Genomic DNA, 25,158 nt, shown 5'->3' with positions numbered 1-25,158 from the left:
ATGTCGTCGGATTCACAGGAAGCGTTCAGGATATCCACAGCGCTCGGGAAAGATCCGGGCGCAGGATGGATGACATGCCTGAGGCGAACCTGCTCGTGGTCGAGGATGACCCCAACATCCTCGAACTGCTGTCTGCCAGCCTGCGCTTCGCGGGATTCGAGGTCAAGGCGGTGGGCGACGGCGCGACCGCGCTCGACGCCGCCGCCAAGGTGCGGCCGGACCTGGTCGTCCTCGACGTCATGCTGCCCGACCTGGACGGCTTCGAGGTGATCAAGCAGCTGCGCCAGGATCGCGGCCGGGTGCCGGTGGTCTTTCTGACCGCGCGCGACGCCACCGACGACAAGATCCGCGGGCTCACCCTGGGCGGCGACGACTACGTCACCAAGCCGTTCAGCCTGGAGGAGCTGACCGCCCGCATCCGCGCGGTGCTGCGGCGCACCAACGGCGATTCCGGCTCGCCCCGGCTCACCTTCGCCGACCTGGAGCTGGACGAGGAGACGCACGAGGTGCGCCGGGCGGGCAACCTGGTGCAGCTCTCGCCGACCGAGTTCAAGCTGCTGCGCTACCTGATGCTCAACCCGAACCGGGTGCTGTCCAAGGCGCAGATCCTCGACCACGTGTGGAACTACGACTTCCGGGGCGACGACAACATCGTCGAGTCGTACATCTCCTACCTGCGGCGCAAGGTGGACAACGTGTCGCCGCGGCTCATCCAGACCCTGCGCGGCGTCGGGTACGTCCTGCGCAAGCCGGCGTCGTGAAGCTGCCGCAGCTGACCCGGGAGCAGCCGCTGCGGATCAAGCTGGTGGCGTACACCATGCTGCTGCTGGTGCTCGCCATCGTGCTGATCGGCGTGGCCAGCCACATGGCGATGCGCCGCTACCTGTCCGAGAAGCTGGACAACGACCTGACCGAGGCCACCAGCGCGCTGCAGAACGGGACCGAGACCGCGGCCACGAACCCCGGCGACACCCAGCTGTTCCTGCCCAGCGACTTCGTGGTGGCCCGCGAGGTGCCGCGGCCGGGTGGTTCGGCCTGGAAGTGGAGCTTCCCGTACACCGTGACGGAGCGGGACCTGCCGGAGGCGGCCACGCCCAAGGACCTGCGCTCCCGCGTCGGCGAGTTCTTCACCGTCAAGGCACGCGACGGCGCGCCGCACTGGCGCATGCTGGTCGGCGAGTCGAAGGTCAACGGCGTCAGCCAGCTCACCGTGGTCGCCGAGCGGACCACCACCATCGACGCGGCCCTGCACCGGCTGCTGTGGATCAACATCTACGGCGGCGCGGCGGTGCTCATCCTGGCCGCGATGATCGGCACCGAGCTGGTGCGCCGCAGCCTGCGGCCGCTCGCCGCGATCGAGAAGACCGCGGTGGCGATCGCCGGCGGCGACCTCACCCAGCGCGTGCCCGACCCCGAGGAGGGCCACGCCCGGCCCCGCACCGAGGTCGGCTCGCTGGCCAGGGCGTTCAACTCGATGCTGGCCCAGATCGAGAGCGCGTTCACCGCGCGGGCGGCCTCCGAGACCTCGGCCCGTGCGGCGGAGTCGGCGGCACGCGACGCGGCCGAGGCCGCCCGGGTGTCCGAGGGCCGGGCCCGGCGCTCCGAGGAGAAGATGCGGCGCTTCGTCGCCGACGCCTCGCACGAGCTGCGCACCCCGCTGACCACCATCCGGGGCTTCGCCGAGCTGTACCGGCAGGGTGCGGCGCGCGAGCCCGAGCAGACCGCGTCGCTGGTCAAGCGGATCGAGGACGAGGCCCGCCGGATGGGCCTGCTCGTCGAGGACCTGCTGCTGCTGGCCCGGATGGACCGCGAGCGCCCGCTGCGCCCGGCCCCGGTGGAGCTGCGCGTGCTGGCCGTCGAGGCGGTCCAGGGCGCGCGGGCCGTCGACCCGGCCCGCCCCATCGAGCTGACCGTCGCGCCCGACGCCGGGCACCTGGTGGCGGCCGGGGACGACGCCCGGCTGCGGCAGGTCATCGGCAACCTGATGAGCAACGCCATGGCCCATACGCCGCCCGGCACGCCGGTGGAGTTGCGGCTGCGCCGCGAGGCGGAGCAGGCTGTGGTGGAGGTGGCCGACGAGGGCCCCGGCCTGGACGCGGCGCAGCAGGAGCGGGTGTTCGAGCGCTTCTACCGCGCCGACCCGGCCCGCACCCGGCGCGCCGACGGGCAGGTCAGCACGGGCCTCGGCCTGGCCATCGTGGCGGCGCTGGTGGACGCGCACCACGGCTCGATCGAGGTGGACAGCGAGCCCGGCAAGGGCGCGGTGTTCCGCGTCCGGCTGCCGCTCGCCGAGGTCGCCGACGAGGTGGACGAGCCCGTCGATGCGGGTATGCCCAGGCAGGTGGACGCATGATCCACGCGCGCGACTCGTAACCGGGTCCGACTCACAGACAAGTTCCAGAGCCAACCCAGAACAGACGCAGCGTCGCACGGAAGACTGAGGACATGAGCGAGTTCGACAAGCCCCAGACCGCAGCGCAGCCCGGCGAGCCCGGGTACGGCGCCGTACCCCCGCGGCCGGAGGCGACGGCCGAGACCGCACCGGCCACCCCTGCTCACGCGGCGGCCGAACCGAGCCTGCCGGTGGAGCCGGACGCGACCGCGGCGACCTGGCCGCAGCCGCATACCCCGGCGGAGCCGGCCACCGCGCAGCTGCCGCAGACCCCGGCCGAGGCCGCCACCGCGCAGCTGCCGCAGACCACCGGCCAGCCGGCGCCGGCCGGTCCGCAGCCGCCCGCACCCGCGAGTCACGCGCAGCCGGCGGGCTACCCGCAGGCCGGCGGTTACCAGCCGGCCGGGGGCTACCAGCCCACGCACGGCCAGCCGGTCAGCAGCCAGCCCGTGTCCGGTTACCCGACCAGCGGTTACCCGGCGAGCGGTTACCCCGGCAGCGGCTACCCGACCAGTGGCTACCCGGTCACCGGGCAGCCCGCGTACGGCCAGCCCGCCTGGACGCCGCCGGGCACGCCCCGCAAGAGCGTCGGCGGCACCATCGCCAAGGTGGTGCTCGGCACCACCGCCGCGGTGCTGCTGGCGCTGGGCTCCGGCGTGGCGGGCGCGGTGATCGCGACCCGGTTCGCTGAGGACGGCAAGATCACGGTGTCGTCCGGCACCACCGCGGCCGCGCCGGTGATCGACCGCGCGTCGCTGTCCGGCGTCGCGGCCGCGATCCAGCCCAGCGTGGTGAACATCGCCACCGGCTCCGGCGAGGGCTCCGGCATCGTGCTCACCGAGGACGGCTACATCGTCACCAACAACCACGTGGTCGCCAACGCCGGCAAGGACGTGACGGTCACCCTGTCCACCGGCAAGAAGGTCCCGGCCACCGTGGTCGGCACCGACCCGCGGACCGACCTCGCCGTGGTCAAGGCGAACACCAACGGCCTGAAGCTGGCCGCGTTCGGCGACAGCGACAAGGTCGCCGTCGGCGACACCGTGCTCGCCGTGGGCAGCCCGCTGGGCCTGCGCGGCTCGGTCACCGCGGGCATCATCAGCGCCCGCGACCGCACCATCTCGGTGGGCGAGGGCCGCTCCACCTCGCTGTCCGGCCTGCTGCAGACCGACGCCCCGATCAACCCGGGCAACTCCGGCGGCGCGCTGGTCAACACCAAGGGCGAGGTCATCGGCATCAACACCGCGATCGCGACCAACGGCAGCAGCGAGGGCAACATCGGCGTCGGGTTCGCCATCCCGAGCAACAAGGCCAAGGGCATCGCCGAGCAGATCATGAACGGCAAGCCGGTGAGCCACCCGTACCTGGGCGTCTCGGTCACCGCGGCGAACGAGGGCGGCGCCTCCATCAGCGCGGTCACCGAGGGCAGCCCGGCTAACAAGGCGGGCCTGCAGAAGGGCGACATCATCAGCAAGTTCAACGGGAAGATCATCAACGACTCGGACGACCTGGTGTCTGCCGTCCAATCGGGCACCGTCGGCCAGCAGGTGACGGTGGAGTTCACCCGAAACGGCGAGGCCAAGACGGCAACGGTGACGCTCGGCGAAGCGTCCTAATAGCAGCGCACAGGATCTGTGCCTCCTCCCCACCCGGCGGCGGGTGACGGTGACCATCGGGGTTGGTCACCGTCACCCGCCGCCATCTTCGTCTCCGCCCACCCCGCTGCGGCGCGGATCAAGATGAGTTGTTGTCGTCCCGGCAACCACAGCTCATCTAGATCCACTGCGGCTGCCTTGACTAGGCACGCGCGGAGCCCGTAGAAAGCGCGGATGCGCGTTTCCGAGGTGCCCATGCCGGCGGTGATCGCCGCCCGGCCACGGGACGGCCGGGGTTATCCGGTCCCGGCGATCACGCCGTGGGAGGGCGGGGAGCCGCGGTTCGCGTCCACCGGGACGGCCCGCACCTACATCTGCGCGGTCGAGCGGCGCTGCTCGGTATGCGGCACCGAGATGGCGCCCGGCCCGGTATGGCGAGTGGTCGCCGCCGCCGAGGCCGAGGCGATCAGCGCGGCGCTGGACGCCGGTACGCCGTACCGCAACCAGGCCGCCACCGTCGAGGCGCCCGGCCACCGCACCTGCATGCTGTACGCCGCCGTGACCTGCCCGTACCTCGCCTTCGCGACCGCCCGGCGGGGTGCCGCGGCGGTCACCCCGACGCTGGCCGCCGAGCGCGGCGAGCGCCGCCAGGAGGGCGGGGCCGTCGTCGGCTTCGACGGCTACGAATTCCGGGTGCAGGGCGACGTGGTGCTGTTCCGGTTCGGCGGACTGCACGAGTTCCTGCCGCACCGGGAGGGCGCCGAGCAGCTGCCCGCGCTGCGGGAGGCGCTCGCCGCCGAGGACGGTACGACACTGTCCGTAGTGGACTATCTCGGCGCGGACGAGGACTCGGCCGAACGGCGGTGCCGTGAGCTGCTCGGCTGACCAGGCCATGGCCGCTCGGTCACCGTCGTCTATGGACACGCTGCTCAGCAGCGATTACAGCGGGCTACAGGGTTTTTGAAGACCGTACGCGCATGATCCTGTCCTGACCCTGAGGTTCTGGAGAGAGAAGAACATGCGTACACGGTCCATCCGCAGCGGCGCCGCCGGCGCGGCGATCCTCACCGCTTCGCTCGCGCTCGTCGCGGCCTGCAACGGCAAGGCCCCTGCGCCCGGGACGTCGGCGTCGCCGTCCGGGCAGGCGCAGCCGGCGGGTATCAAGGCCGGCGCGCTGCTGGTGTCCGACGGCGGCGAGGGTGTGACCATCGACGGCCGGAAGGTCGCGCTGCCCGGCCCGGTGCGGGACGCGGTCTGGTCGCCGGACGGCAGCCGGATCGCCTTCGTGCTCGGTGACGGCGTGGTCGCGACCGCCCGCCCCGACGGCTCGGACGTGGTGCGGCTCACCGAGGGCAAGGCCGGGGCGAAGGCGAGCGGTCCGGCGTGGACCGACCACGGCACCACGATCACGTTCACCGAGCGGGCCGGATCGGGCAAGCCGAAGTTGGTCGAGGTGCCCGCGAGGGCGCCCGGCAAGCAGCTGGACAGCGGGGCGGCGGAGGGTACGGGCAACTCGGCGCTGAGCGTGAGCGCGGTGGACAGCGGCACGGCCGATGTCGCGTACCAGCACCAGGGCGCGTCCGGCCCCGAGGTGTGGATCGCCGACCTGAACCAGCGCGACCCGTCCCCGTTCAAACTCGTCGCCGGGTCCGACCCGGCGCCGTCGCCCGACGGCGAGCAGGTGGCGTTCATCGGAAAGAACGGCCAGCTCAGCGTGATCGCGGCGAAGTACGACGCGAAGCCGGTGCAGGTGACCTTCGGGGCGGCCAAGCCGACCGATCCGGTGTGGACGCCGGACGGCCGGAGCATCGCCTACCGCACGGACAGCGGCATCGAGTCGGTCTCCGCGAGCGTCAAGGCGGGCGCGAAGGAGAACCCGGCGACCAAGCTCTCCGACATCGCGGGGGTGCCGAGCCTGCTGGGCGCGCCCGCCGACCGGGTGGTGCGGATCAAGGGCACCGATCCGGTGGGTACGGCGATCGCGGCCTCGCAGGCCCGCTGGGCGACGCAGCCCAAGCAGTTCATGATGTGCGAGTGCCCGGCGTGGGCCTTCTCGGCCGTGCTGGTGGCCGCCGACGACGCCGACGCGGCCCCGGTCGCCGCGGCGCTTGCGAGCCGCAGCCCGGTGCTGTTCACCGGAGGCGCGACGCTCGACGCGCGGACCGAGCAGGAGCTGGTCCGGCTGTTCGGCAAGGTGGGCACGGGCATGGGCAACCCGACCGTGCAGCTGGTCGGTGACACCTCGAAGATCCCCGCCGCGATCGAGCAGCGGCTGAAGAAGCTCAACTACCTGGTGGAGCGGGTCACCGGCGACAGGTTCGCGCTGGCGGCGAAGGCCGCGTCCGAGTATCCGGGCCGCATCCTGCTGGTGTCGGCGGCGGACCGGGCCTCGGTGACGGCGGCGTCCACGATCGCCAACAGCAACGACGCCGTCCTGCTGACCGACGGCGCCACCATGCCGCAGGCCACGGCGGCGTACCTGACCCGCCAGCGGGCGCAGGGGCTGAACACCGAGGTCTACACGGTCGGCGCGGACGCCGCCAAGGCGCTGGCCGCGATGCCGGGCAGCAAGCCGAAGGTCACCGCCGCGGTCGCGGGCGACTCGGACGCGGCGACGGCGGTGCTGGTGGCGCAGCGTTTCGTCACGCAGCTGCACGAGGTGGTCCTGGTGGACGCCGCCGGGCCGGACGCGGTGGTGGCCTCGACGCTGGGCGGCTGGAACACGGCGGTGCTGGTGATCGACCCGAAGGCGGGTCCGGCCGAGACGGTGCGAACGCTGCTCGACGCGTCCGCGTCCGGCATCTCGACGGTCTGGGTGGTGGACACCGCCGGCGCGGTGAGCGACGAGACCGCCGGCAGCTACGGCGCCCTGGCCGGCGGCCCGCTCGGCTTCACCACTGCGGAGAACCCGAAGCTCGCGGCCTGATGCCACCGGCGGGCACGCTCGCCGCTGCACGTTAAGAAGGGCACCTTCTACAACGCATAGCGTTAAGAAGGTGCCCTTCCTTGCTTGGCTGCCCGTCCCGGGGAGGCGGCCCCGGGACGGGCAGGGTTCACGGCGTCAGCGCAGGGCTTCGGCCAGTTCCTCACCGAGGCCGGTGGTCGGCTCCTCGGTGCGCTGCTCGTGGCGCGGGGCCGCGTGCTTGGCGCTGCCGCCGCGGCGGCGCTTGACCCGCTGCTTGAAGCCCTCGACCAGGGAGTAGAGGACCGGCACCAGGACCAGGGTGAGCAGCGTCGAGCTGACCAGGCCGCCGATCACGACCACGGCGAGCGGCTGGGAGATGAACGCGCTCGACTCGGTCAGGCCCAGCGACATCGGCAGCAGCGCGAAGATGGTCGCCACGGCCGTCATCAGGATCGGGCGCAGCCGGCGCCGGCCGCCCTCGATGATCGCCTCGCGGACGCCGTAGCCGTCCTCGCGGTACTGGTTGATCAGGTCGAGCAGCACGATCGCGTTGGTGACCACGATGCCGACCAGCATCAGCAGACCGATCATGGCGGCCAGGCCGAGCGGCTGCCCGGTGATCGCCAGCAGGCCCAGCGCACCGGTGGCCGCGAACGGCACCGAGATGAGCAGGATCAGCGGCTGCACCAGCCCGCGGAACGTGGCGATCATGATGATGAACACCAGCGCGATGGCGACCAGCATGGCCAGCCCCAGGTCGCCGAAGGCGTCCTGCTGGGCCTCGGTGACGCCGCCGATGGAGTACGACGCGCCCTCGGGCAGGTCCAGGCTCTTCAGCTTCGCGTCCAGCTTGGCGTTGATGGTGCCCAGCGCCTCCTGGCTCGGGGTGCCGGTGACCTTGGCCGTGCGGACCTGGTCCACGCGGTTGATCTGCGCCGGGCCGGCCACCGTGGTGACGTCGGCGACGTCGTCCAGGGTGACGCCGGGACCGATCGGCAGGGCGCGCAGCGCGGCGAGGTCGGCCGGGGCCGCCCCGGTGCGCAGCACCACCGGCTGCTCGATGCCGTTGATGACGACGCGGGTGAGCGTGGTGCCCCGGAACGCGTTGCCGACCAGCTGGCCCAGCGCGGCGTCGGACAGCCCGGCCCGCGCGGCGGCGGGACGGTCCAGCGCGACCTGCACCTGCGGGGTGCTGGCGGCCAGGTCGCTGTCGACCTCGGTGACGCCCTCCAGCTCGGACACGGCCGCGCGGATCTGCTCGGCGGCGGCGCGCAGGGTGTCCTCGTCGCCGGCCTCGACCGCGACCTCCAGCCCGCTGCCGCCGAAGCCGCCCTGCACCGCGCCGACCACGACCTCGCCGACCTGGCTGTCGTCCAGGGCGTCGATCTTGTCGCGGAGCGAATCGGTCAGCGCCTGCTGGTCGGTCTCGCTCTCCGAGGTCACCTGGAAGCGGGCCTGGGTGGTGTTGGCGCCGCCGCCACCGCCGAACAGGCCGCCGCCGCCACCGACGGTCACCTGGTAGGACTTCACGCCGTCGGTCTCGTCGAGGATCTTCTCGACCCGCTTGGCGGCCTCGTCGGTCGCGGCCAGCGAGGTGCCGGTGGGCATGGTCTGGGTGATCGCGAACGAGTTTCCGGAGCTCTCGATGAAGCTGGTCTCGATGCGGGTGGCCAGGTAGCCGGTGCCGGCGATCACGCCGAAGGCCAGCAGCAGCGTGATCGCGCGGTGGCCCAGCGACCAGCGCAGCACGGGGACGTACACCCGCTGCAGCGGGTTGCGCAGCTCCTTGGCCTCGGCCTGGACCCGGATCGACTCCAGCTCCTCGGCGGTGCCCTGCGGCGCCTTGAGGAACCAGTACGCCAGCACCGGCACGATGGTCAGCGACACCAGCAGCGAGGCCAGCAGCGCCGCGGTCACGGTCAGGCCGAACGGCCCGAACAGCTGGCCGACCATGCCGCCGACCAGCGCGACGGGCAGGAACACCGCGACCGTGGTCAGCGTCGAGGCGGTGACCGCGCCGGAGACCTCCTTGACGGCGGTCAGGATGGCCTGCTTCTTGGGCTCGCCGTACTCCAGGTGGCGCTTGATGTTCTCCAGCACCACGATCGAGTCGTCGACCACCCGGCCGATGGCGATGGTCAGGCCGCCCAGGGTGAGCAGGTTGAGCGAGTAGTCGCCCGCCCACAGCGCGATCAGCGCGATGACCACGGAGACCGGGATCGACACGGCGGTCACCAGGGTCGAGCGGACCGACAGCAGGAAGACCAGGATCACCAGCACGGCGAAGGCCAGGCCCAGCGCGCCCTCGGTGGTGAGGCTGTCGACCGAGCGCTCCACCTCGGGCGCCTGGTCGAAGATGACCTGCAGGTCGCCGCCGGAGCCGAGCTGCTCCTTGAGCTCGGGCAGCTTGTCGTTGACCGCGTGGGAGATCTCCACCGCGTTCGCGCCGGGCAGCGCGGTGACGCCGACGCCCAGGCTGGGCTTGCCGTTGGTACGCGTCAGCGTGGTCGCCTCGGCGGGCGCGGAGGTGACCGTCGCGACGTCCTTGAGCTGCGGCAGCGCGGCGGGCTTGGCGCCCGCGGCGGGCTTGCCGGCCGGCTTGAGGTAGAGGTCGCCGATCTGCTCGACGGTGGTGAAGCGGCTGCCCACGGCGACCGAGTAGGTCATGCCGCCGTCGGCGATGACGCCGCCGGGCATGCTGATGCCGTTGGCGGTCAGCGCGCCGGTGACCGCCTGCGCGGTCAGCCCGGCCGCGGCCAGCTTCGCCGGGTTCAGGTCGATGGTGACCTGCGGGGTGCGGTCGCCGGAGAGGGTCGCCTCGCGTACCCCCTCGATGTTGTTCAGGGCCGGCAGGACCGACGCCCGCACGCGGCGGGCCAGCTCCTGGTCGTCGCCCCCGGCGCCGCTGACGGCGAGCTGGATGACCGGGATGTCGTCGGTGGTGCCCGCGAAGACCGTGGGGTCCACGTTCTGGGGCAGGCGGCTGTCGATGCGGGCCAGGGCTTGCTGGATGTCGGCCTCGACCTGCTCGACGTCCACCCCGTAGTCGAAGTTGACCCAGACCGTGGCGGAGCCGTTGCGCGAGGCGGAGGTCACCATGGTCACCCCGTCGACGCCGGCGACCGCCTGCTCGATCGGCACGGCCACCTGCTGCTCCACGATCTCCGGCGTGGCGCCCGGGTAGGCGGCGATCACGGAGACGCTGGGGAACTGCAGGTCCGGGAACATCTGCTGGCGCAGCTGCGGCAGCACGAAGGCGCCCGCGCCGAGGATCGCCACGGTTATCAGCGCGACGAGCCCGCGGTTGGCGAGGCTCAGCCTGGCCAGAAATGACATGACGACTCCAGGAGCTTCACGGTCGAGCGGTATGGGGGAAAGGACGACCGCCGCAGTCAACCAGGCCAACGCGCAGGAACTGTGAACTGAAGCTGAAAGCAGGCCGAAAGCCGCTCGCAGGTCCGGGCTCCATGGAGTTGTCGGGGGTGACAGGGGGATACGAGGCTCCACGATACGCAGCGCCGCCCGGCGAACCGGTTCAAAACGGGCGTGACGCGTATGACTTTCAGCATTTATTCGGGTTTCCTGCAGGGCGCATGCGGGACGGCTCGGGCACACTTGCCGCACTCGACGATGGGAGAGCGGGCGATGAAGCCGGAGAAGGGCGAGCAGCGGCGGCTGCTCGTGGTCGACGACGAGCCCACCATCGTCTCGCTGCTGTCGGCCAGCCTGCGTTTCGTCGGCTTCGAGGTGCGCACCGCCGCCACCGGCGCCGAGGCGCTGGCCGTGGCCGCCGAGTTCAAGCCCGAGCTGCTGGTGCTCGACGTGATGCTGCCCGACTGCGACGGCTTCGAGGTGGTCCGTCGGCTGCGCGCGAACGGCGCGCACGTGCCGGTGCTGTTCCTGACCGCCCGCGACGGCGTCCAGGACAAGATCACCGGACTGACCGTCGGCGGCGACGACTACGTCACCAAGCCGTTCAGCCTGGAGGAGGTCGTCGCCCGGATCCGGGCCGTGCTGCGGCGCACCTACGCCGGGGCGGCCGCGCCCGCAGACGACTCCACACTGCGCTTCGCCGACCTCGAACTCGACGAGGAGACCCACGACGTGCGCCGCGGCGGCAAGCTGGTGCGGCTCAGCCCGACCGAGTTCAAGCTGCTGCACTACCTGATGGTCAACGCCGACCGGGTCGTCTCCAAGGCGCAGATCCTCGACCACGTCTGGCGCTACGACTTCGGCGGCGACGCCCGCATCGTCGAGTCCTACATCTCCCTGCTGCGCCGCAAGGTCGACATCGTCGACCCGCCCCTCATCCACACGCTGCGCGGGTTCGGATACTCGCTGCGGCTGCCCCGGTCGTGAGGCGCCTGGTGCGCGGGCCGAAGCGCTGGTCACTGCAGGCGCGGCTGCTCGCGGGCGTACTGGCGCTGGTCTGCGCCGGGTTCGTGGTCGCCGACATGGCCAGCGTCGCGCTGCTGCGCATGTACCTCGTCGAGCGCATCGACGAGCAGCTGCACCTGACCATGCAGCAGCTGGTCAAGCTGGAGCCCGCCGACGTCACCGACGCCGAGGCCGAGCTGCTGTCGCAGTCCAAGCGCAAGGGCAAGACCTACTTCGACGCGTACGTGCTGGAGTTCCTCGACGAGAACGGCAGGCAGCAGGTCCGTTACGCAGGAGGCGACGAGCAGCGCGGCCAGCCAGCCCTGCCCGCGCTCGACATCGCCTCGGTGCGCGAGCGTGCGGGCACCCCGTTCTTCGTGCCCAACGACGAGTCCTACCACCGGCACCCCGGCTACCAGGTGCTCGTCGGCGAGCGGGAGAGCGGCAAGGGCAGCGTCGTCATCGCGTACGACCTGACCGGCGTCGCCAAGACCATGGGCCGGCTCGGCGCGATCGAGATCGCGGTGACCCTGGCCGTGCTGGGCCTGGCCACCGCGCTCGGCGTCTGGGTGATCCGGATGAGCCTGCGCCCGCTCACCGAGGTCGAGCAGACCGCCGAGAAGATCATCGCCGGGGGCGACCTGTCCCGCCGGGTGCCCGAGCAGGCCGGCGCGCGCACCGAGATGGGGCGGTTGTCGCGCACCCTCAACACCATGCTCACCCAGATCGAGGGGTCGTTCGCCGAGCGTACGGAGTCCGAGGCGCGGCTGCGCCGCTTCGTCGCCGACGCCTCGCACGAGCTGCGCACCCCGCTGGCCGGCATCCGCGGCCTCGCCGAGCTGCACCGGCAGGGCGTCGTCACCGACCCCGCCGAGGTGTCCGCGCTGCTCGCCCGGATCGAGACCGAGGCGACCCGGATGGGGCTGCTCGTCGAGGACCTGCTGCTGCTCGCCCGGCTCGACGAGCAGCGCCCGCTGCGCAGCGAGCCCGTCGACCTGGTGCCGCTGGCCGCCGACGCGATCGAGGCGGCGCAGCTGCGCGACCTGGAGCGGCCGCTGCGGCTGGAGCTGCTCGACGGCGAGCCGCCCGTGGTCTGCGGCGACGAGGACCGGCTCCGGCAGGTCGTCACCAACCTGGTCGGCAACGCGCTCACGCATACGCCCGCCGGGACGCCGGTCACGGTCCGGGTCGGCGTCGAGGGCGACCGGGCGCTGCTGGAGGTCGTCGACCGGGGTCCGGGCCTCGCACCGGAGCACGCCGAGCGGGTGTTCGAGCGCTTCTACCGGGCGGACCCGGCGCGGGCGCGCGACCACGAGCGCTCGCCCGCGGCCGGCTCCGGACTCGGCCTGTCCATCGTGGCCGCCCTGGTCACGGCCCATGGCGGCGAGGTCTGCCACCGCGCCACCCCCGGCGGCGGCGCCACCTTCCGGGTCACCCTCCCGCTGGCCTGACCTCCCACCCGTCCCCGGCCGCGACCAACCGCCAGGCGCGACCTGCCGTCGGGCGTGACCTGCCGTCGGGGCTGGTCCTGCCGTCGGGGCCGGTCCTGCGAAGATCGCCACTTCGTGTCGAAACCTGCGCTCTGACCATAGGTTTCGACACGAACCCGCGATCATGGCCGACCGCTCGGCCTCCCGCCGCGCGGATCCTGCCGCATGATCGCGGTCTCGTGTCACAACCTGCGGCCCAGCCCCACTTCCCGACACGAATCACCGATCATCCCCACCGGACACACCCAGCCCAGTGTCGATCACGGCGCCAGGGTGGCGACACGCCGTCGAACCCGCCCATAAGTTCATGATCAGCGCGTAAGGGGGTGGGCGTGGGTGGGGACCTTAAGGGTGGGTTAAAGATGGGGCGTCGGCTCTTGTGTGGTCGGGGTCACGGGATTAACTTTTAGCAAACTTAACTAACGGTTTCCTTGTGATTGCTGAGCCGCCCATCAGGAGGGTGATCGTGCAACGTAAACCGCTACTCAATCTCTTCGTCGCCACGGCGACGGCGCTGGTCGGGACCGCTGTGGCCGTGGCCGTGGCGGGGACCGCCGGGGGCGCCGTGGTGGACCACAACGCGTGCCGGCCGGACGGTCTCTATCAGACGCCGAACGTGGCCGTGCCCTACTGCGACGTCTACGACACCAACGGCCGCGAGGCGATGGGCGCCGGTCACCCGCGGCGCATCATCGGCTACTTCACGAGCTGGCGGACCGGTAAGAACGGCGCCCCGGCGTATCTCGCGAACCAGATCCCGTGGACGAAGATCACGCACATCAACTACGCGTTCGCGCACGTCGACGGTGCTAACAAGATCTCCATCGGGGATCCGGCGGCGGCGAACAACGCCTCGACGAACATGACCTGGCCCGGCGTGGCCGGCGCGGAGATGGACCCGGCGTTCCCGTACACGGGCCACTTCAACCTGCTCAACAAGTTCAAGAAGCAGTACCCGGACGTCAAGACGCTGGTCAGCGTCGGCGGCTGGGCGGAGACCGGCGCGTACTTCGACGCCAGCGGCGCCCGCATCGACTCCGGCGGCTTCTACCGGATGACCACCAACGCCGACGGCTCGGTCAACACGGCGGGCATCAACACGTTCGCCGACTCGGTCGTGTCGTTCCTGCGCACGTACGGGTTCGACGGCGTGGACATCGACTACGAGTACCCGACGTCCAACAAGGACGCGGGCCACCCGCTCGACTTCCAGCAGTCCAACGCGCGCCGGGCCGGCCTGAACGCGTCGTACCAGGTGCTGATGAAGGCGCTGCGCGAGAAGCTGGACACCGCCGCCGCGAGCGACGGCAAGTACTACATGGTCACCGTCGCCGCCCCGGCCTCCGGCTGGCTGCTGCGCGGCATGGAGTCCTACCAGGCCACGCAGTACCTCGACTACATCAACATCATGTCGTACGACCTGCACGGCGCCTGGAACCAGTACGTCGGCCCGAACGCGTCGCTGTTCGACGACGGCGCCGACAACGAGCTGACCGCGGGCGGCGTCTACAGCGCCTACTCCGGCATCGGCTACCTCAACACCGACTGGGCGTACCACTACTACCGCGGCGCGGTGCAGAGCGGCCGGATCAACATCGGCGTGCCGTACTACACCCGCGGCCACAAGGACGTCACCGGCGGCACCAACGGCCTCTGGGGCACCGCGGCGAAGACCGCGAACTGCCCGATCGGCACGCAGAGCCCGTGCGGCAACGGCGCGATCGGCATCGACAACCTGTGGCACGACCTCGACCCGCAGGGCAACGAGGAGCCGGCCGGCTCGAACCCGATGTGGCACGCGAAGAACCTGGAGAACGGCATCGCCGGCTCCTACCGGACGGCGTACGGGCTGACCCCGGCCACCGACCCGAACGACAACCTGACCGGCACCTACACCCGGCACTACTCGGCGACGCTGGTCGCGCCGTGGCTGTGGAACGCCACCAAGAAGGTGTTCCTGTCCACCGAGGACGAGCAGTCCATCGCGGCCAAGGCCGACTACGTGGTCAACCGCGGCATCGGCGGCATCATGATCTGGGAGCTGGCCGGCGACTACGCCTTCGACACCGCGGCCGGCGAGTACCGGATGGGCAACACGCTCACCAACACCATCGCGTCGAAGTTCGCCACCGCGTCGCCGTACGGCGCCAGCCGGTCCAACACCGCGCTGCCCGCCCAGACGCTGAACGTGGACGTGTCGCTCGGCCAGTTCGCGCTCGGCGACTCGAACTACCCGATCAACCCGAAGCTGAAGCTGACGAACAACTCCACCACCACCATCCCCGGCGGGGCGGTCCTGGACTTCGACTACGGCACCTCGGCGCCGGGCACGATGAGCCAGCAGTCCGGCTGGACGATGACCGTCACCCCCGGCCACACCGGCAACAACGTGGGCGGCCTGAAGGGCGACTTCCACCACGCGAAGGTGACCGTGCCCAGCTACCTGTCGGTGGCGCCGGGCGCGAGCGTCGAGATCACGCTGAACTACGTGCTCCCGATCGGGTCGCCGTCCAACTACACGCTCACCTTCGGCGGCCAGACCTACAACCTGTCGGTCAACCGCGGCCGCGGCGGGGGCACCCCGTCCGGCACGGCCTCGCCGAGCACGCCGACCTCGCCGAGCGCTTCGCCGAGCACCCCGGCCACCTGCACCGACCCGGCGTGGGTCGCCTCGCAGGTGTACACCGGCGGCCAGCGCGTGTCGCACAACGGCCGGTCGTGGCGGGCGCAGTGGTGGACGCAGAACGAGACCCCCGGCGTCGCGTCGGTCTGGGTCGACCTCGGCCCCTGCTCGGGCGGCAGCGCCTCCCCGTCGGCGTCCCCGTCGCCCAGCCGCAGCACGTCCCCGAGCCCGAGCGTGTCGCCCAGCGCCTCGCCGAGCCCGAGCACGTCGCCGTCGGCCAGCCCGTCCACCTCGCCCGGGGCCTACCCGGCCTGGGCGCCGAACACCTACTACGCGGCGGGTGTCCGGGTCACCTACGGCGGCCGTACCTGGCAGTGCCGTCAGAACCACACCTCGCTGGTCGGCTGGGAGCCGCCGAACGTCGGCGCCCTCTGGCTGGCGGTCTAGGACCGGCCCGTCCCGGCGCGCCCCCCTTCCAACGGCGCGCCGGGACGGCCCTCCATCCCGCCCAACTGTGATGCCGGTCATCGTCTGAGCAGGTCTGACAGCTCAGACGGGGCCGGCATCCGGCATGATGGCGGCGTGGGATCCACCGCGTTCGTGTTCGGCGGCGGCGGCGTGCTCGGCGCCGTCGAGGTCGGCATGCTGCGCGCGCTGTTCCGGGCCGGCATCCGCCCCGACCTGGTGACGGGCGTGTCCATCGGCGCGGTCAACGCCGCGCTGCTCGCCGCGCACCCCGAGCCCGAGGTCACCGACAAGCTGGTGCGCCTGTGGGCCACCCCCGAGATGAACGAGGTGTACGGCGACTCGGTGCCGCGCCAGCTGCGCCGCCTGGCCACCCGCACCCACCTGCACTCGCCCGCCCCGCTGCAGCGGGTGCTGGAGCGGTCGATGCGGTCCGGGATCACCTTCGCCGACATGGCCGTGCCGCTGCACCTGTGCGCCGCGAACGTCGAGCGCGCCGAGGCGCACTGGTTCAGCGAGGGCCGCGTCCTGGACGCGGTGCTGGCCGCGGCGGCCCTGCCCGGCCTGCTGCCCCCGGTGGAACTGGGCGGCGAGCACTACCTCGACGGCGGGCTGGTGGCATACCCGATCACGCGGGCCATCGAGCTGGGCGCCGACGAGGTGTTCCTGCTGCAGGTGGGCCGCCTGGAGCGTCCGCTGCAGCCGCCGCAGCGCCCGTGGGAGGCGACCAACGTCGCCATGGAGATCGCCCGCCGGGTCCGCTTCACCCGCGAGCTGGCCGCCGTGCCCGAGGGCGTGCGCGTGCACGTCCTGCCCGGCGGCGCGGGCGCCGACGAGAGCCCGTGGGCCTACCGCGACGCCGCCGCCGTGGGCCGCCGCGTGAGCGAGGCCTACGCCGCCTCCCGCGACTACCTCGCCGCCGTCGGCCGCTGACCCGCCGCCCGTCCGCATCAAGATCGTTCGACTTGCCTGGCAGGTGGGCGTATCTTGCGGCGCCATACCCCCATGTGCCTGGCAAGTCGGACGATCAAGGGCGGTGAGGGTCAGGCGACGCCGGGGACCATGGGGCCGGAGGTGGTCTTCTTCGCGGAGCGGCCGGAGGCGATGCCGAGGACGAGCTGGATGATGCCGAGGGCGATCAGCCAGAGGCCGGCGATCCAGACGAGCACGGTCAGGGTGGGGCCGGGCCAGAGGAAGAGGATCAGGCCGGCGACGATGCTGAGGATGCCGAGCAGCACGGTGCCGATCTTCGGCCAGGTGCCGTGGGTGCGGGCGAAGCCGGTGGCGATCTCGGCCACTCCGCCGACGATCCAGACGATGCCGAGGATCGCGGCGAGCACGGTGACCGTGCCGGTCAGGTGGCGCAGGCACAGGATGCCGACGATCACGTAGAGCACGCCGACCACCGCGATCAGGGTGCGGTGCCCGCCGCTGACGCCCTTGCTGGTCAAGCCCTCCGCGACGCGGAAGATGCCGACCAGGATCAGCCAGATGCCGAGCAGCGTGACGAGGAAGAGCAGCGTCTTGTCCGGCCAGAAGATGAGGAAGAGCCCGGCGGCCAGCGACACGAGCCCGCCGAAGATCGCCATCCGCTTGAACGACTGCAGTGCCGCGGTCTCCAGTGCGGCGTCTCCGTACGGATCACTCATGATGGGAAGATATCTCGCAATATCCCAGAATTCTCCCTTTTCGGATGAGTAGCCTCAGGCTGGAGTGAGGGGGAGAGCGATGAAGAGGGGCCCGCTGGAGTTCGTGGTCGTCGAGTTCACCGGCGGCTTCCCCGGGCGCCGCCTCGGCCCCGAGCTGCACCGCCTGGTCGACCAGGAGATCGTCCGGATCATCGACATGGTGGTGGTGGACCGCGCCGCCGACGGCACGGTCACCTCGCACGAGCTGAGCGCGTACGAGGGCGACGCCGAGTTCGAGGCGATCGACGCGGCCATCCAGGCGGTCGACGGGCTCATCTCCGAACAGGACGTGCACGATCTCGCGGAGACGATCAGACCCGGCGCGAAGGCGCTGGTGCTGCTGTTCGAGCACCTGTGGCTGAGCAGCCTGCGCACCGTCATCGACGAGGCGGGCGGCGAGATCGTGATGGCCGAGCGCATCCCGGGACCGGTGGTGGACGCGATCGAGGAGGCCGCCGTGGCCGCGGGCGGGAGGCTGCCGTGATGCTGCGCCGGCCGCCGGTGGCCCGGTACGGGCCGGGCCTGCTGGGCACGGCCGCCCGCGCCTGCGCGGTGGCGGGGCCGATGGGCGGGCCGACCCCCTGGACGGACCGGGGACGGCACGACGACGCGCAGCGCGAGGCCGCCCGGCAGGCGGTGCGCGAGCACCAGCGGCTCGGCGAGCTGGCAGACCTGCGCGCCGCCGGGGTGCTGACCGCGACCGAGTTCGCGGCCGCCAAGGCAAGGCTGCTGGGCACATGACCGACGAGCCGGTACACGAGCCGTCGCGGACGGCGTGGGAGCAGCGGCTGGCCGGTGCCGAGGCGAGCGCCGAGGAAGCGCGTACGCCGGAGCCGCCGCCCGCCCCGCGGGGCCGCCCGGCCCGGACCGCGCGCTGGATCGGGGCGACGCTGCTCGCCCTGCTCGCCGCGGTGCTGGTGGTGGCGTCGGTGACGGCTCGCTATGCCCGCTCCGAACTGCTCGACACCGACCGCTATGTGGAGACGGTCGCCCCGCTGGCCTCCGACCCGCAGGTGCAGGCGGCGATCACCGACCGGGTCACCCACGAGATCATGGCGCGGCTGCCGCTGGAGAAGCTCGCCGGCGACCTCGCGGCGGCGGTGGACCTGCCGCGCGCACAGTCGATCATCGACCTGGTCACCCCGGCCGTCAGCTCCTGGCTGCAGAACCAGATCCACAAGGTGGTGGGCGAGGTGGTGACCTCGCCCCGCTTCTCCAGCGTGTGGATCGAGGTCAACCGCAGGGCGCACCAGAACGTGGCGGGCCTGCTCACCGGGCAGGGCGGCCCGATGCTGCACGCCAACGGCACCGACATCGTGATCGACCTCGGCCCCGTGCTCGCCGCAGCCCGGCAGGAGCTGGTGGATCGCGGGTTCGGCCTGGCCGCGCGCATCCCCGACATGTCCATCCCGTACACCGTCGCGCAGGTGGACCAGCTCCCGGAGATCCAGCGCTACGTCCGGCTGCTCGACGTCAGCGCCACCTGGCTGCCGCCGCTGGCCCTGGCGCTGCTGGGCCTGGCCGTGTGGACCGCGCCCAACCGGCGGCGCGGGCTCATCCTCGGCCTGCTGCTCAGCGCTGTGCTGCTCGGCGCTGCCCTGCTCACCAACCAGGTGGTGCGCGACCGGGTCATGCAGCGCGCGACCGAACGCGGGCTCAACGCCGGCGTCGCGCTCGACGTGTACGACACCCTGATCCGTTTCCTGCTCACCGCGCTCGTGACGGTGCTGGTGGCGGCGCTGCTCGGGGTGCTCTGGGCGCTGCTGGCCGGGCCCTCGCGCCCCGCGGTGCTGCTGCGCCGCGGCGTCAACGCGATCGTCGACCGGGCCGTGGTGCCGCTGGCCCGCCAGCCGTGGGCGGTGCGCGCGGGCGCGTTCGTGCGGCGCCACTTCCGCTGGTTCGCCGTCGCGGTGGGTGTGCTGGCCGCGTGGTGGCTGCTCGCCCGCCCGTCGGTGGCCACCGCGATCTGGGCGTTCGTCTGCGCCGCGATCGCCACGCTGCTGCTCACCCTGGGCCGCCACATGCCTGCCACGGTGCTCGCCCCCGCGCCCGCCGGGATCCCCGGGGACGAGGCTTCCATGCTGCCCGCGCACCCGGACGTGGCCGAGGTCCCGCCGGGCGGCGAGCCGTCCCCGGACGCGCCGACGGTGCGGTACGCGGTGCCCCCGGCCGTGGACGGGGTGACCGTCGTGGACGAACCACCGCCCGCGCCGCCGCCGGCCGAGGAGCCGCCACCGGCTGCCGGACCACCCACCGCCAGCGGGAACGGAGCAGCCGACCGGCCGGGGGATTCCTGACTGGCGCGGCTGCGGCATGCTGTCGCGCATGGAGCCCGCGTCGACGTACCCCTGCCCCGTGTGCGGCCAGACCGCGACCTTGGCCGGACCGTGCCCAGGTTGTGGTCGCGCGCCCGATGCGAACGCCGCGGCGGTGCTGGCGCACGACGCGCGTATCGCGGAGCTGGTGCCGCAGGTGGAGCAGGCGCGCAGCGCGTACGAGTCGCTGTCGGCGCAGCTCGCGCAGGTCCGCCGGGACCGGGAGCTGCACGCCACGGCGGTGCGCACCGCGGTCGCCCGCGAGCGCGCGCACCAGTCCACGCTGCTCACCCTGCCGCCGACCACGGCCACCCGGCCGCCCGCCGCGGGGACGGCACTGCCGCCGCAGGCCGGGCGCGGCCCGGAGTCCTCGCCGCGTACCGTGCAGAACCTGCTGTTCGTGCTGGGTGGCCTGCTGCTGGGCATCGCCGCGATCGTGTTCACCGCGGTGGCCTGGGCGGCGTTCGACGTCACCGGCCGGGCGCTGATCCTGGGCGTGCTCACGCTCGGCATGCTGGCCGTGCCGCCGCTGGTGCGCCGCCGCGCGCTGACCGGCACCGCGGAGACCTTCGCCGCGCTGGGCCTGCTGCTGGTGGTCCTCGACGGGTATGCCGTCTGGTACGTCAACCTCGGCGGCGTCGCCGACACCTGGGATCCGGCCTTCTACGCGGGCAGCGTCGCCGCCTTCACCGCGCTGCTCGGCTACGGATACGCGCGGGCCGTCGGCACCGCCGCGACGCGGTTCGGCGCGCTGCTCGCAGCGCAGCCCGTGCTGCCGCTGTTCTTCGTGGAATCCTCGATCGACATCGCGGGCTGGTCGGCGGTCTTCCTGGCCGTCGCGCTCGGCAACCTCCTGCTCTACCGCGCTCTACGCGCTCCCGCGCCCGCCGCTGAGACCGCGCCCGCCGCTGAGGCCGCCTCGAACGCTGAGGCTGCGTCGACCGCTGAGGAGGCGTCGACCGCTGAGGCCGCGACGGCGGATGGCGCTGCCGTGCCTGCGGCGCCGCTGGCCGGGCTGGTGGCGCTGCGGGTGCTGGCGATGCTGGGTTACTGCGGCGCGCTCGTGGTGGGCGCGGTGGTGGCGCTGTTCGCGTGGCTGCTCGGCACGGAGGTGGACACCGCGGCGACCGGTGGGCTGGTGCTGCTGGCGACGGCCGGGGTGCTGGCCGCCGGGCTGTGGCAGGTCACCGGCACCGCGGCCGTCCTCAGCCGCTCGGTGGCCGGTGCCATGCTGACGCTGGCGCTGTTCGCCGCGGTGGCCCGCCCGGCGATGGTGTGGTGGCCGAAGCACTGGCTGCTGGTGGCGGCGGTCGCGGCGGCGCTGGTCGCGGCCCTGGCCGTGGTGCTGCGGCGGCGGTTGCCCGAGCGCCTGTCCATGGTCGCCGACGGCGTGCGCGTCGGCGCGATCGTCGCGGTGTGCGTGCCCGCGCCGCTGGTCGCGGGCTGGGCGCTGCTGATCGGCTGGCGGTCCGTCGTGGACGCCACGCCGTGGTGGGACGCCATGCACGTGCCGTTCGAGGGGGCGTACTCCTGGCAGCCGCTGGTGGCGCTGGTACTGACGGCCGGCGCGGCCTGGGCGCTGACCAGGCTGCCGGTGCGCGCCTGGGTGACGGCCGCGACGCTGGTGCTGCTCGCGCTGGCGCTGCCGGACAACCCGCCGCTCAGCTCGTGGGCACCGCTCGTGATCGACCTGGTGGTGGCGGCCGGTGCGCTGGCGATCGCGCTGCTGCTGCGCCGCAACGGGGCGCTGTGGGGCGGTGCGGCCGCGCTGCTGGCGGCGCACGCGCTGCTGGTGGGGGCGCGCTCGCCCGTGCACTCGGCCGTGGCGCTGTCCGTGGTGGTGCTGCTCGGGCTGGGTGCGGCCGCGGTGGCGCGGACGCGGACCGGCGCGCCGTTCGCCGTCGGCGGGTCGGCCGGGGCGGTGGCGCTGGCGCTGCTGCCGCCCGCGGTGCACAGCATCGTCGCCGCGGCGGGCGTCGACGACCTGTGGGCGCGCCGGGCGATGCTGGCCGCGGCCGTGCTGATGCCGCTGTGGGTGTACCTGTCCCCGGCCCGGCTGCGCGACTTCGCGGTGGTCGGCGGGCTGGTCGGCGCGCTGTGGGCGCTGCCCGCCGCCTGGGGGCAGGACGCTTATCCGGTCTATGCGGCGCTGTGCACGCTCGCGCTGGCACTGGTCGGCGTGCAGGCGCGCTGGGCGCGGGCCGAGCTGCCCGCCCAGGCCGTGCTGGCGCTGACCCTGCTGCTGTGCGGGCAGGCCCTGCACCGCGTCTTCATCGAACCGCTGACCTGGCTCACCCACATCTGGGCGGGTGACCCGGCCGGGACCGGGCTGTGCGCGTATCCGATCGATCAGCTGCCGTGGGCGCCCGCGATCGCACTGTTCCTGCTGGTGCCCGCAGTGGCGTTCTGGTTCTGGCGACCGGCTCGCAAGTCCTCGGCGGACGCGGAGGCACCGGCGGGCAGGATCGCATCCGGCCTCCGGCCGGCCCTGGCGGCGGCGGGGCTGACCGCCGGGGTCGCCGTGCTGGTCGCGCTGGCCGCGGCGGACGCGCCCTGGCCGACGGTCAGCGCGGTGCAGCTGGTGCTCGGCACGGCGCTGCTGGTGCTGGTCGCGCTGCGCCCGGCCGGTGTGCTGACGCTGCCCGGCGCCCTCTACGGGGTGCTGCTCACGGGCGTCGGGCTGGCCGGGCTGCTGGCCGAGAAGTGGTCCACCATCGCGGGGCTGGCGCTGGTGACGGTCGCGCTGAGCGCGATCGCGGTGGGCGCGCGGGCGCGAGCCGTGCGCACGGCCGGCTGGCTGACCGGTGCGGCGGTGAAGGTGCTGCTGGCGATCGCCGTCGGCGAGGCCGCCGAGCTGCGCACCGAGTTCACCGCGTACCTGGTGCTCGGGGTCGCGGCGCTGGTGCTGGGGCTGGCGTACGCGCCGTTCGCGCGCGAGCAGCGGGCCGCGGCGGAGGCGGCGGCGCACTCGGCGGCGCTGGTCGCGCTGACCCTGTGCCACGGGCAGGGCCGCCCGAGCGCGCTGGTGCTGGCGCTGTGGGGGGTGGCGATCGGGCTGACCGTGCTGCGCGCCCCGGCGGGGGAGCGGCTGGTCCGGGCGGCCGCCGCGGCGGTGCTGGAGGCACTGGCCTGGTGGGTGATCCTCTTCGCGGAGGGCGTCGGGGTGCTGGAGGCGTACACGCTGCCGGTGGCGCTGCTCGCGGTCGGCGTCGGCTGGTATGCCGCACGCCGCCGCCCGGAGCTGTCGAGCTGGCTGTTCGCCGGTCCCGCGCTGGCCGCGGCGCTGCTGCCGAGCCTGGCCGGGGCGCTGACCGACGAGGGCGGCACGCCGCTGCGGCGGCTGCTGCTGGGGGCCGGGGCGCTGGCGGTGACCGTGTTCGGCGCGGTCCGGCGGCTGCAGGCGCCGGTGCTGCTGGGCGGCGCCGTGCTGCTGGTGCTGGCGCTGCACGAGCTGCTGCTGGTGTCGCGGCTGCTGCCGACCTGGGTGCCCATCGCGGTGGGCGGCGCGGTGCTGCTCGCGCTGGCCATCACGTACGAGCGCAGCCGCCGGGACGTGGCTCGCCTGCGGGCCGCGGTAGGCCGGATGCGGTAGTTCTCTCCCCTCCGGCAGCTCTGCCCGACAGAATGGGCGTAGTTGCCACAAAGGGGGAAAGATGGACTTCTGGGATGTCTTCTGGCTGTTGCTGATCTTCATCCCGCTGCTGCTGATCTGGGCCTTCGCGATCATCGACATCTTCCGTCGCGACGACCTGTCCGGCTGGCTGAAGGCGCTGTGGATCGTGATCGTGATCCTGATGCCGTTCCTCGGCACCCTGATCTACCTGATCTTTCGGCAGCCCGGGGCCACCCCGCAGGAGCGGAAGGCGATGGACGAGGCCAGCCGTGAGTTCGTCGCGAAGTACGCGCCGACCGACACCGCGCAGCAGCTCAGCCTGCTGTCGGACCTGCACGACCGGGGCAAGCTGACCGACGCCGAGTTCGCCGCCGAGAAGGCGCGGGTGCTCGACGCGGCGCGGGCGGCCGGATCCGCCACGCCCGCCGGGGGACCGCCGCCCGTGCCGGGCACCCCGCCCGCGGCGCCCGCCGCACCGCCGCCTCCGCCCCCGCCCAGCAGCACGCCGCCGACCCGGCCTGCCGGATTCGGCCCGACCGCATAGACCACCGCCTGTGACCTAGCCATCTTGCGGGTTGCGGCAGGTCGCGCCGCGAACCTAGGGTCTGTCCCTATGAGGTTCGAGGTCAGTCAGGTGCTGGATGCGATCGAACGGCGGCTGGGCACCGACCCGGGGCTCGCCGCTGGCGTGCTCGACGTGGCTGAGTTGATCTACTGTGCCGACCTGGACGGCGGCCGCCCGGCCAACCTGGTGCGGCTGGGCATGGTGGTGGACGCGCTGGCCCGCCAGGTCGGCGAGGAGCACGTCTCGGCGTACTGCGTCGTCGACAAGTCCCTGCTCTCCAACCAGGACCTCACCTCCAACGAGCGTATGGTCATGCGCCGCTGGGCCGACGACGGCGTGGTCGAGGTGGTGCCCGGCGCCGCGCCGCGCGTCATCGAGGTCTCCGAGCTGACCGGCCTGCCGATCATCTCGCGGGTGCTGCCCGCGGTGTGGTCGCCGCTGCCCGGCGCGGGCGGCACCGTGCTGCAGCCGCGCGGCCCGATGCCGTCGGGCCCGTCCCCGGTCGGCCGCCAGCTGATGGCCCGCTGGTGGCACTGCCCGGACCCCGACTGCGCCAACTTCGGCCCGGCCCGCCGCGGCAGCGGCCAGCCCGTGCCCCGCCTGCGCAACGGCCAGCCCGTCTGCGGCCGGCACGAGGTGCCGCTCGGCGACAACGGCCCGCGCCCGCCGCAGCAGGTGCTCGCGGTGCGGGTGGACGGCGTGATCCGGACCCGTTTCGTGGTGACCGCGGCCGGTCCGGTCGTGGTGGGCCGCGCGCCCGACGGCGGTCAGGGGCAGATCGGCGTACAGCTCGGCCCGTGGCTGAGCGAGGACGCGCGGGCCAAGGTGAGCCGCGCCCACGTGTCGATGGCGCTGACCCCGCAGGGCGTCTCGGTGACCGACCTGAGCATGAACGGCACCCTGGTCCGCCTCGGCGGCGCGGCCGACGGCGAGCTGCAGCTCAGCCGCGGCGCCAGCCGCCAGCTCGGCGTCTCCGACATCGTCGAGCTGTTCCCCGGCGTCGAGATCGGCCGCGTCGGCGCCCTCGCCAGCAGCCGCCCCGTCGACAGCTCCTCGATCATGTCCGACGCCCCCACCATGACCTTCCGCCCCGGCTTCTGACAAGGAAGGGCACCTTCTTAACGGAATCC

17 protein-coding genes are annotated in these 25,158 nt (G+C 72.8%); 15 read left to right on the top strand and 2 right to left on the bottom strand.

Annotated features, from left to right (window positions below; genetic code table 11):
* Window positions 1-74: 74 nt before the first annotated feature.
* From Cba03nite_RS05900 to Cba03nite_RS05880, 5 genes are all read left to right on the top strand, one after another.
* The gene (locus tag Cba03nite_RS05900; RefSeq protein WP_346112187.1) at window positions 75-761 is read left to right on the top strand and encodes a response regulator transcription factor; all 687 of its coding nucleotides are present in this window, start codon (window positions 75-77) and stop codon (window positions 759-761) included.
* A gap of 56 nt (window positions 762-817) precedes the next feature.
* The gene (locus Cba03nite_RS05895; RefSeq protein WP_203743277.1) at window positions 818-2,353 is read left to right on the top strand and encodes a sensor histidine kinase; all 1,536 of its coding nucleotides are present in this window, start codon (window positions 818-820) and stop codon (window positions 2,351-2,353) included.
* A gap of 92 nt (window positions 2,354-2,445) precedes the next feature.
* Window positions 2,446-4,008, top strand: coding sequence for a S1C family serine protease (locus Cba03nite_RS05890; protein WP_203742815.1), 1,563 nt, complete (start codon window positions 2,446-2,448; stop codon window positions 4,006-4,008).
* A gap of 213 nt (window positions 4,009-4,221) precedes the next feature.
* On the top strand, window positions 4,222-4,872 hold the full coding sequence (locus Cba03nite_RS05885) for a hypothetical protein (protein WP_203742813.1): 651 nt from the start codon (window positions 4,222-4,224) through the stop codon (window positions 4,870-4,872).
* A gap of 133 nt (window positions 4,873-5,005) precedes the next feature.
* Entirely contained in the window at window positions 5,006-6,913 is a 1,908-nt protein-coding gene (locus Cba03nite_RS05880) for a cell wall-binding repeat-containing protein (RefSeq protein ID WP_203742811.1), read from the top strand.
* A gap of 135 nt (window positions 6,914-7,048) precedes the next feature.
* On the opposite strand, the gene Cba03nite_RS05875 is transcribed toward Cba03nite_RS05880, so the two are convergent.
* On the bottom strand, window positions 7,049-10,228 hold the full coding sequence (locus tag Cba03nite_RS05875; RefSeq protein WP_203742809.1) for an efflux RND transporter permease subunit: 3,180 nt from the start codon (window positions 10,226-10,228) through the stop codon (window positions 7,049-7,051).
* Window positions 10,229-10,537: 309 nt separating this feature from the next.
* Here Cba03nite_RS05875 and Cba03nite_RS05870 point away from each other — a divergent pair, with 309 nt between their 5' ends.
* The 4 genes from Cba03nite_RS05870 (at window position 10,538) to Cba03nite_RS05855 (ending at window position 16,780) form a co-directional block, all read left to right on the top strand.
* Window positions 10,538-11,251 (top strand): response regulator transcription factor, encoded by a 714-nt coding sequence (locus tag Cba03nite_RS05870; RefSeq protein WP_203742807.1) that lies wholly within the window; start codon window positions 10,538-10,540, stop codon window positions 11,249-11,251.
* Entirely contained in the window at window positions 11,248-12,720 is a 1,473-nt protein-coding gene (locus Cba03nite_RS05865) for a sensor histidine kinase (protein ID WP_239125494.1), read from the top strand. Before Cba03nite_RS05870 ends, Cba03nite_RS05865 begins: the two co-directional genes overlap by 4 nt.
* A gap of 505 nt (window positions 12,721-13,225) precedes the next feature.
* Entirely contained in the window at window positions 13,226-15,829 is a 2,604-nt protein-coding gene (locus Cba03nite_RS05860) for a glycosyl hydrolase family 18 protein (RefSeq protein WP_239125493.1), read from the top strand.
* 135 nt (window positions 15,830-15,964) lie between these two features.
* Window positions 15,965-16,780: a patatin-like phospholipase family protein gene (locus Cba03nite_RS05855; protein WP_275411539.1), complete on the top strand. Its 816-nt coding sequence runs from the start codon at window positions 15,965-15,967 to the stop codon at window positions 16,778-16,780.
* Window positions 16,781-16,890: 110 nt separating this feature from the next.
* On the opposite strand, the gene Cba03nite_RS05850 is transcribed toward Cba03nite_RS05855, so the two are convergent.
* Complete coding sequence (locus Cba03nite_RS05850; protein WP_203742805.1) at window positions 16,891-17,496, bottom strand: HdeD family acid-resistance protein; 606 nt, start codon at window positions 17,494-17,496, stop codon at window positions 16,891-16,893.
* Between the two features lie 79 nt (window positions 17,497-17,575).
* On the opposite strand from Cba03nite_RS05850, the gene Cba03nite_RS05845 reads away from it, so the two are divergent.
* From Cba03nite_RS05845 to Cba03nite_RS05820, 6 genes are all read left to right on the top strand, one after another.
* The gene (locus Cba03nite_RS05845; protein ID WP_203742803.1) at window positions 17,576-18,019 is read left to right on the top strand and encodes a DUF6325 family protein; all 444 of its coding nucleotides are present in this window, start codon (window positions 17,576-17,578) and stop codon (window positions 18,017-18,019) included.
* Window positions 18,019-18,276: an SHOCT domain-containing protein gene (locus Cba03nite_RS05840; protein WP_275411544.1), complete on the top strand. Its 258-nt coding sequence runs from the start codon at window positions 18,019-18,021 to the stop codon at window positions 18,274-18,276. Before Cba03nite_RS05845 ends, Cba03nite_RS05840 begins: the two co-directional genes overlap by 1 nt.
* Window positions 18,273-19,832, top strand: coding sequence for a hypothetical protein (locus Cba03nite_RS05835; protein WP_203742799.1), 1,560 nt, complete (start codon window positions 18,273-18,275; stop codon window positions 19,830-19,832). The genes Cba03nite_RS05840 and Cba03nite_RS05835 overlap by 4 nt, the downstream gene beginning before the upstream one ends.
* 133 nt (window positions 19,833-19,965) lie before the next feature.
* Window positions 19,966-23,442, top strand: coding sequence for an SCO7613 C-terminal domain-containing membrane protein (locus Cba03nite_RS05830; RefSeq protein WP_203742797.1), 3,477 nt, complete (start codon window positions 19,966-19,968; stop codon window positions 23,440-23,442).
* A gap of 61 nt (window positions 23,443-23,503) precedes the next feature.
* Window positions 23,504-24,007, top strand: a complete 504-nt coding sequence (locus Cba03nite_RS05825) for an SHOCT domain-containing protein (protein WP_203742795.1) — start codon at window positions 23,504-23,506, stop codon at window positions 24,005-24,007.
* A gap of 69 nt (window positions 24,008-24,076) precedes the next feature.
* Window positions 24,077-25,129 (top strand): FHA domain-containing protein, encoded by a 1,053-nt coding sequence (locus tag Cba03nite_RS05820; RefSeq protein WP_203742793.1) that lies wholly within the window; start codon window positions 24,077-24,079, stop codon window positions 25,127-25,129.
* Window positions 25,130-25,158: the final 29 nt, after the last annotated feature.

The organism is Catellatospora bangladeshensis, assembly GCF_016862575.1.
GTDB lineage: Bacteria > Actinomycetota > Actinomycetes > Mycobacteriales > Micromonosporaceae > Catellatospora > Catellatospora bangladeshensis.
This window is presented reverse-complemented; position numbering and strand designations above follow the sequence as displayed.

Bases quoted from the DNA above. Each gene is read 5' to 3' on its own strand.
- Cba03nite_RS05900 (WP_346112187.1), top strand. From the start codon at position 75: ATGCCTGAGGCGAACCTGCTCGTGGTCGAGGATGACCCCAACATCCTC.
- Cba03nite_RS05895 (WP_203743277.1), top strand. From the start codon at position 818: ATGCTGCTGCTGGTGCTCGCCATCGTGCTGATCGGCGTGGCCAGCCAC.
- Cba03nite_RS05890 (WP_203742815.1), top strand. From the start codon at position 2,446: ATGAGCGAGTTCGACAAGCCCCAGACCGCAGCGCAGCCCGGCGAGCCC.
- Cba03nite_RS05885 (WP_203742813.1), top strand. From the start codon at position 4,222: ATGCGCGTTTCCGAGGTGCCCATGCCGGCGGTGATCGCCGCCCGGCCA.
- Cba03nite_RS05880 (WP_203742811.1), top strand. From the start codon at position 5,006: ATGCGTACACGGTCCATCCGCAGCGGCGCCGCCGGCGCGGCGATCCTC.
- Cba03nite_RS05875 (WP_203742809.1), bottom strand. From the start codon at position 10,228: ATGTCATTTCTGGCCAGGCTGAGCCTCGCCAACCGCGGGCTCGTCGCG.
- Cba03nite_RS05870 (WP_203742807.1), top strand. From the start codon at position 10,538: ATGAAGCCGGAGAAGGGCGAGCAGCGGCGGCTGCTCGTGGTCGACGAC.
- Cba03nite_RS05850 (WP_203742805.1), bottom strand. From the start codon at position 17,496: ATGAGTGATCCGTACGGAGACGCCGCACTGGAGACCGCGGCACTGCAG.
- Cba03nite_RS05845 (WP_203742803.1), top strand. From the start codon at position 17,576: ATGAAGAGGGGCCCGCTGGAGTTCGTGGTCGTCGAGTTCACCGGCGGC.
- Cba03nite_RS05840 (WP_275411544.1), top strand. From the start codon at position 18,019: ATGCTGCGCCGGCCGCCGGTGGCCCGGTACGGGCCGGGCCTGCTGGGC.
- Cba03nite_RS05835 (WP_203742799.1), top strand. From the start codon at position 18,273: ATGACCGACGAGCCGGTACACGAGCCGTCGCGGACGGCGTGGGAGCAG.
- Cba03nite_RS05825 (WP_203742795.1), top strand. From the start codon at position 23,504: ATGGACTTCTGGGATGTCTTCTGGCTGTTGCTGATCTTCATCCCGCTG.
- Cba03nite_RS05820 (WP_203742793.1), top strand. From the start codon at position 24,077: ATGAGGTTCGAGGTCAGTCAGGTGCTGGATGCGATCGAACGGCGGCTG.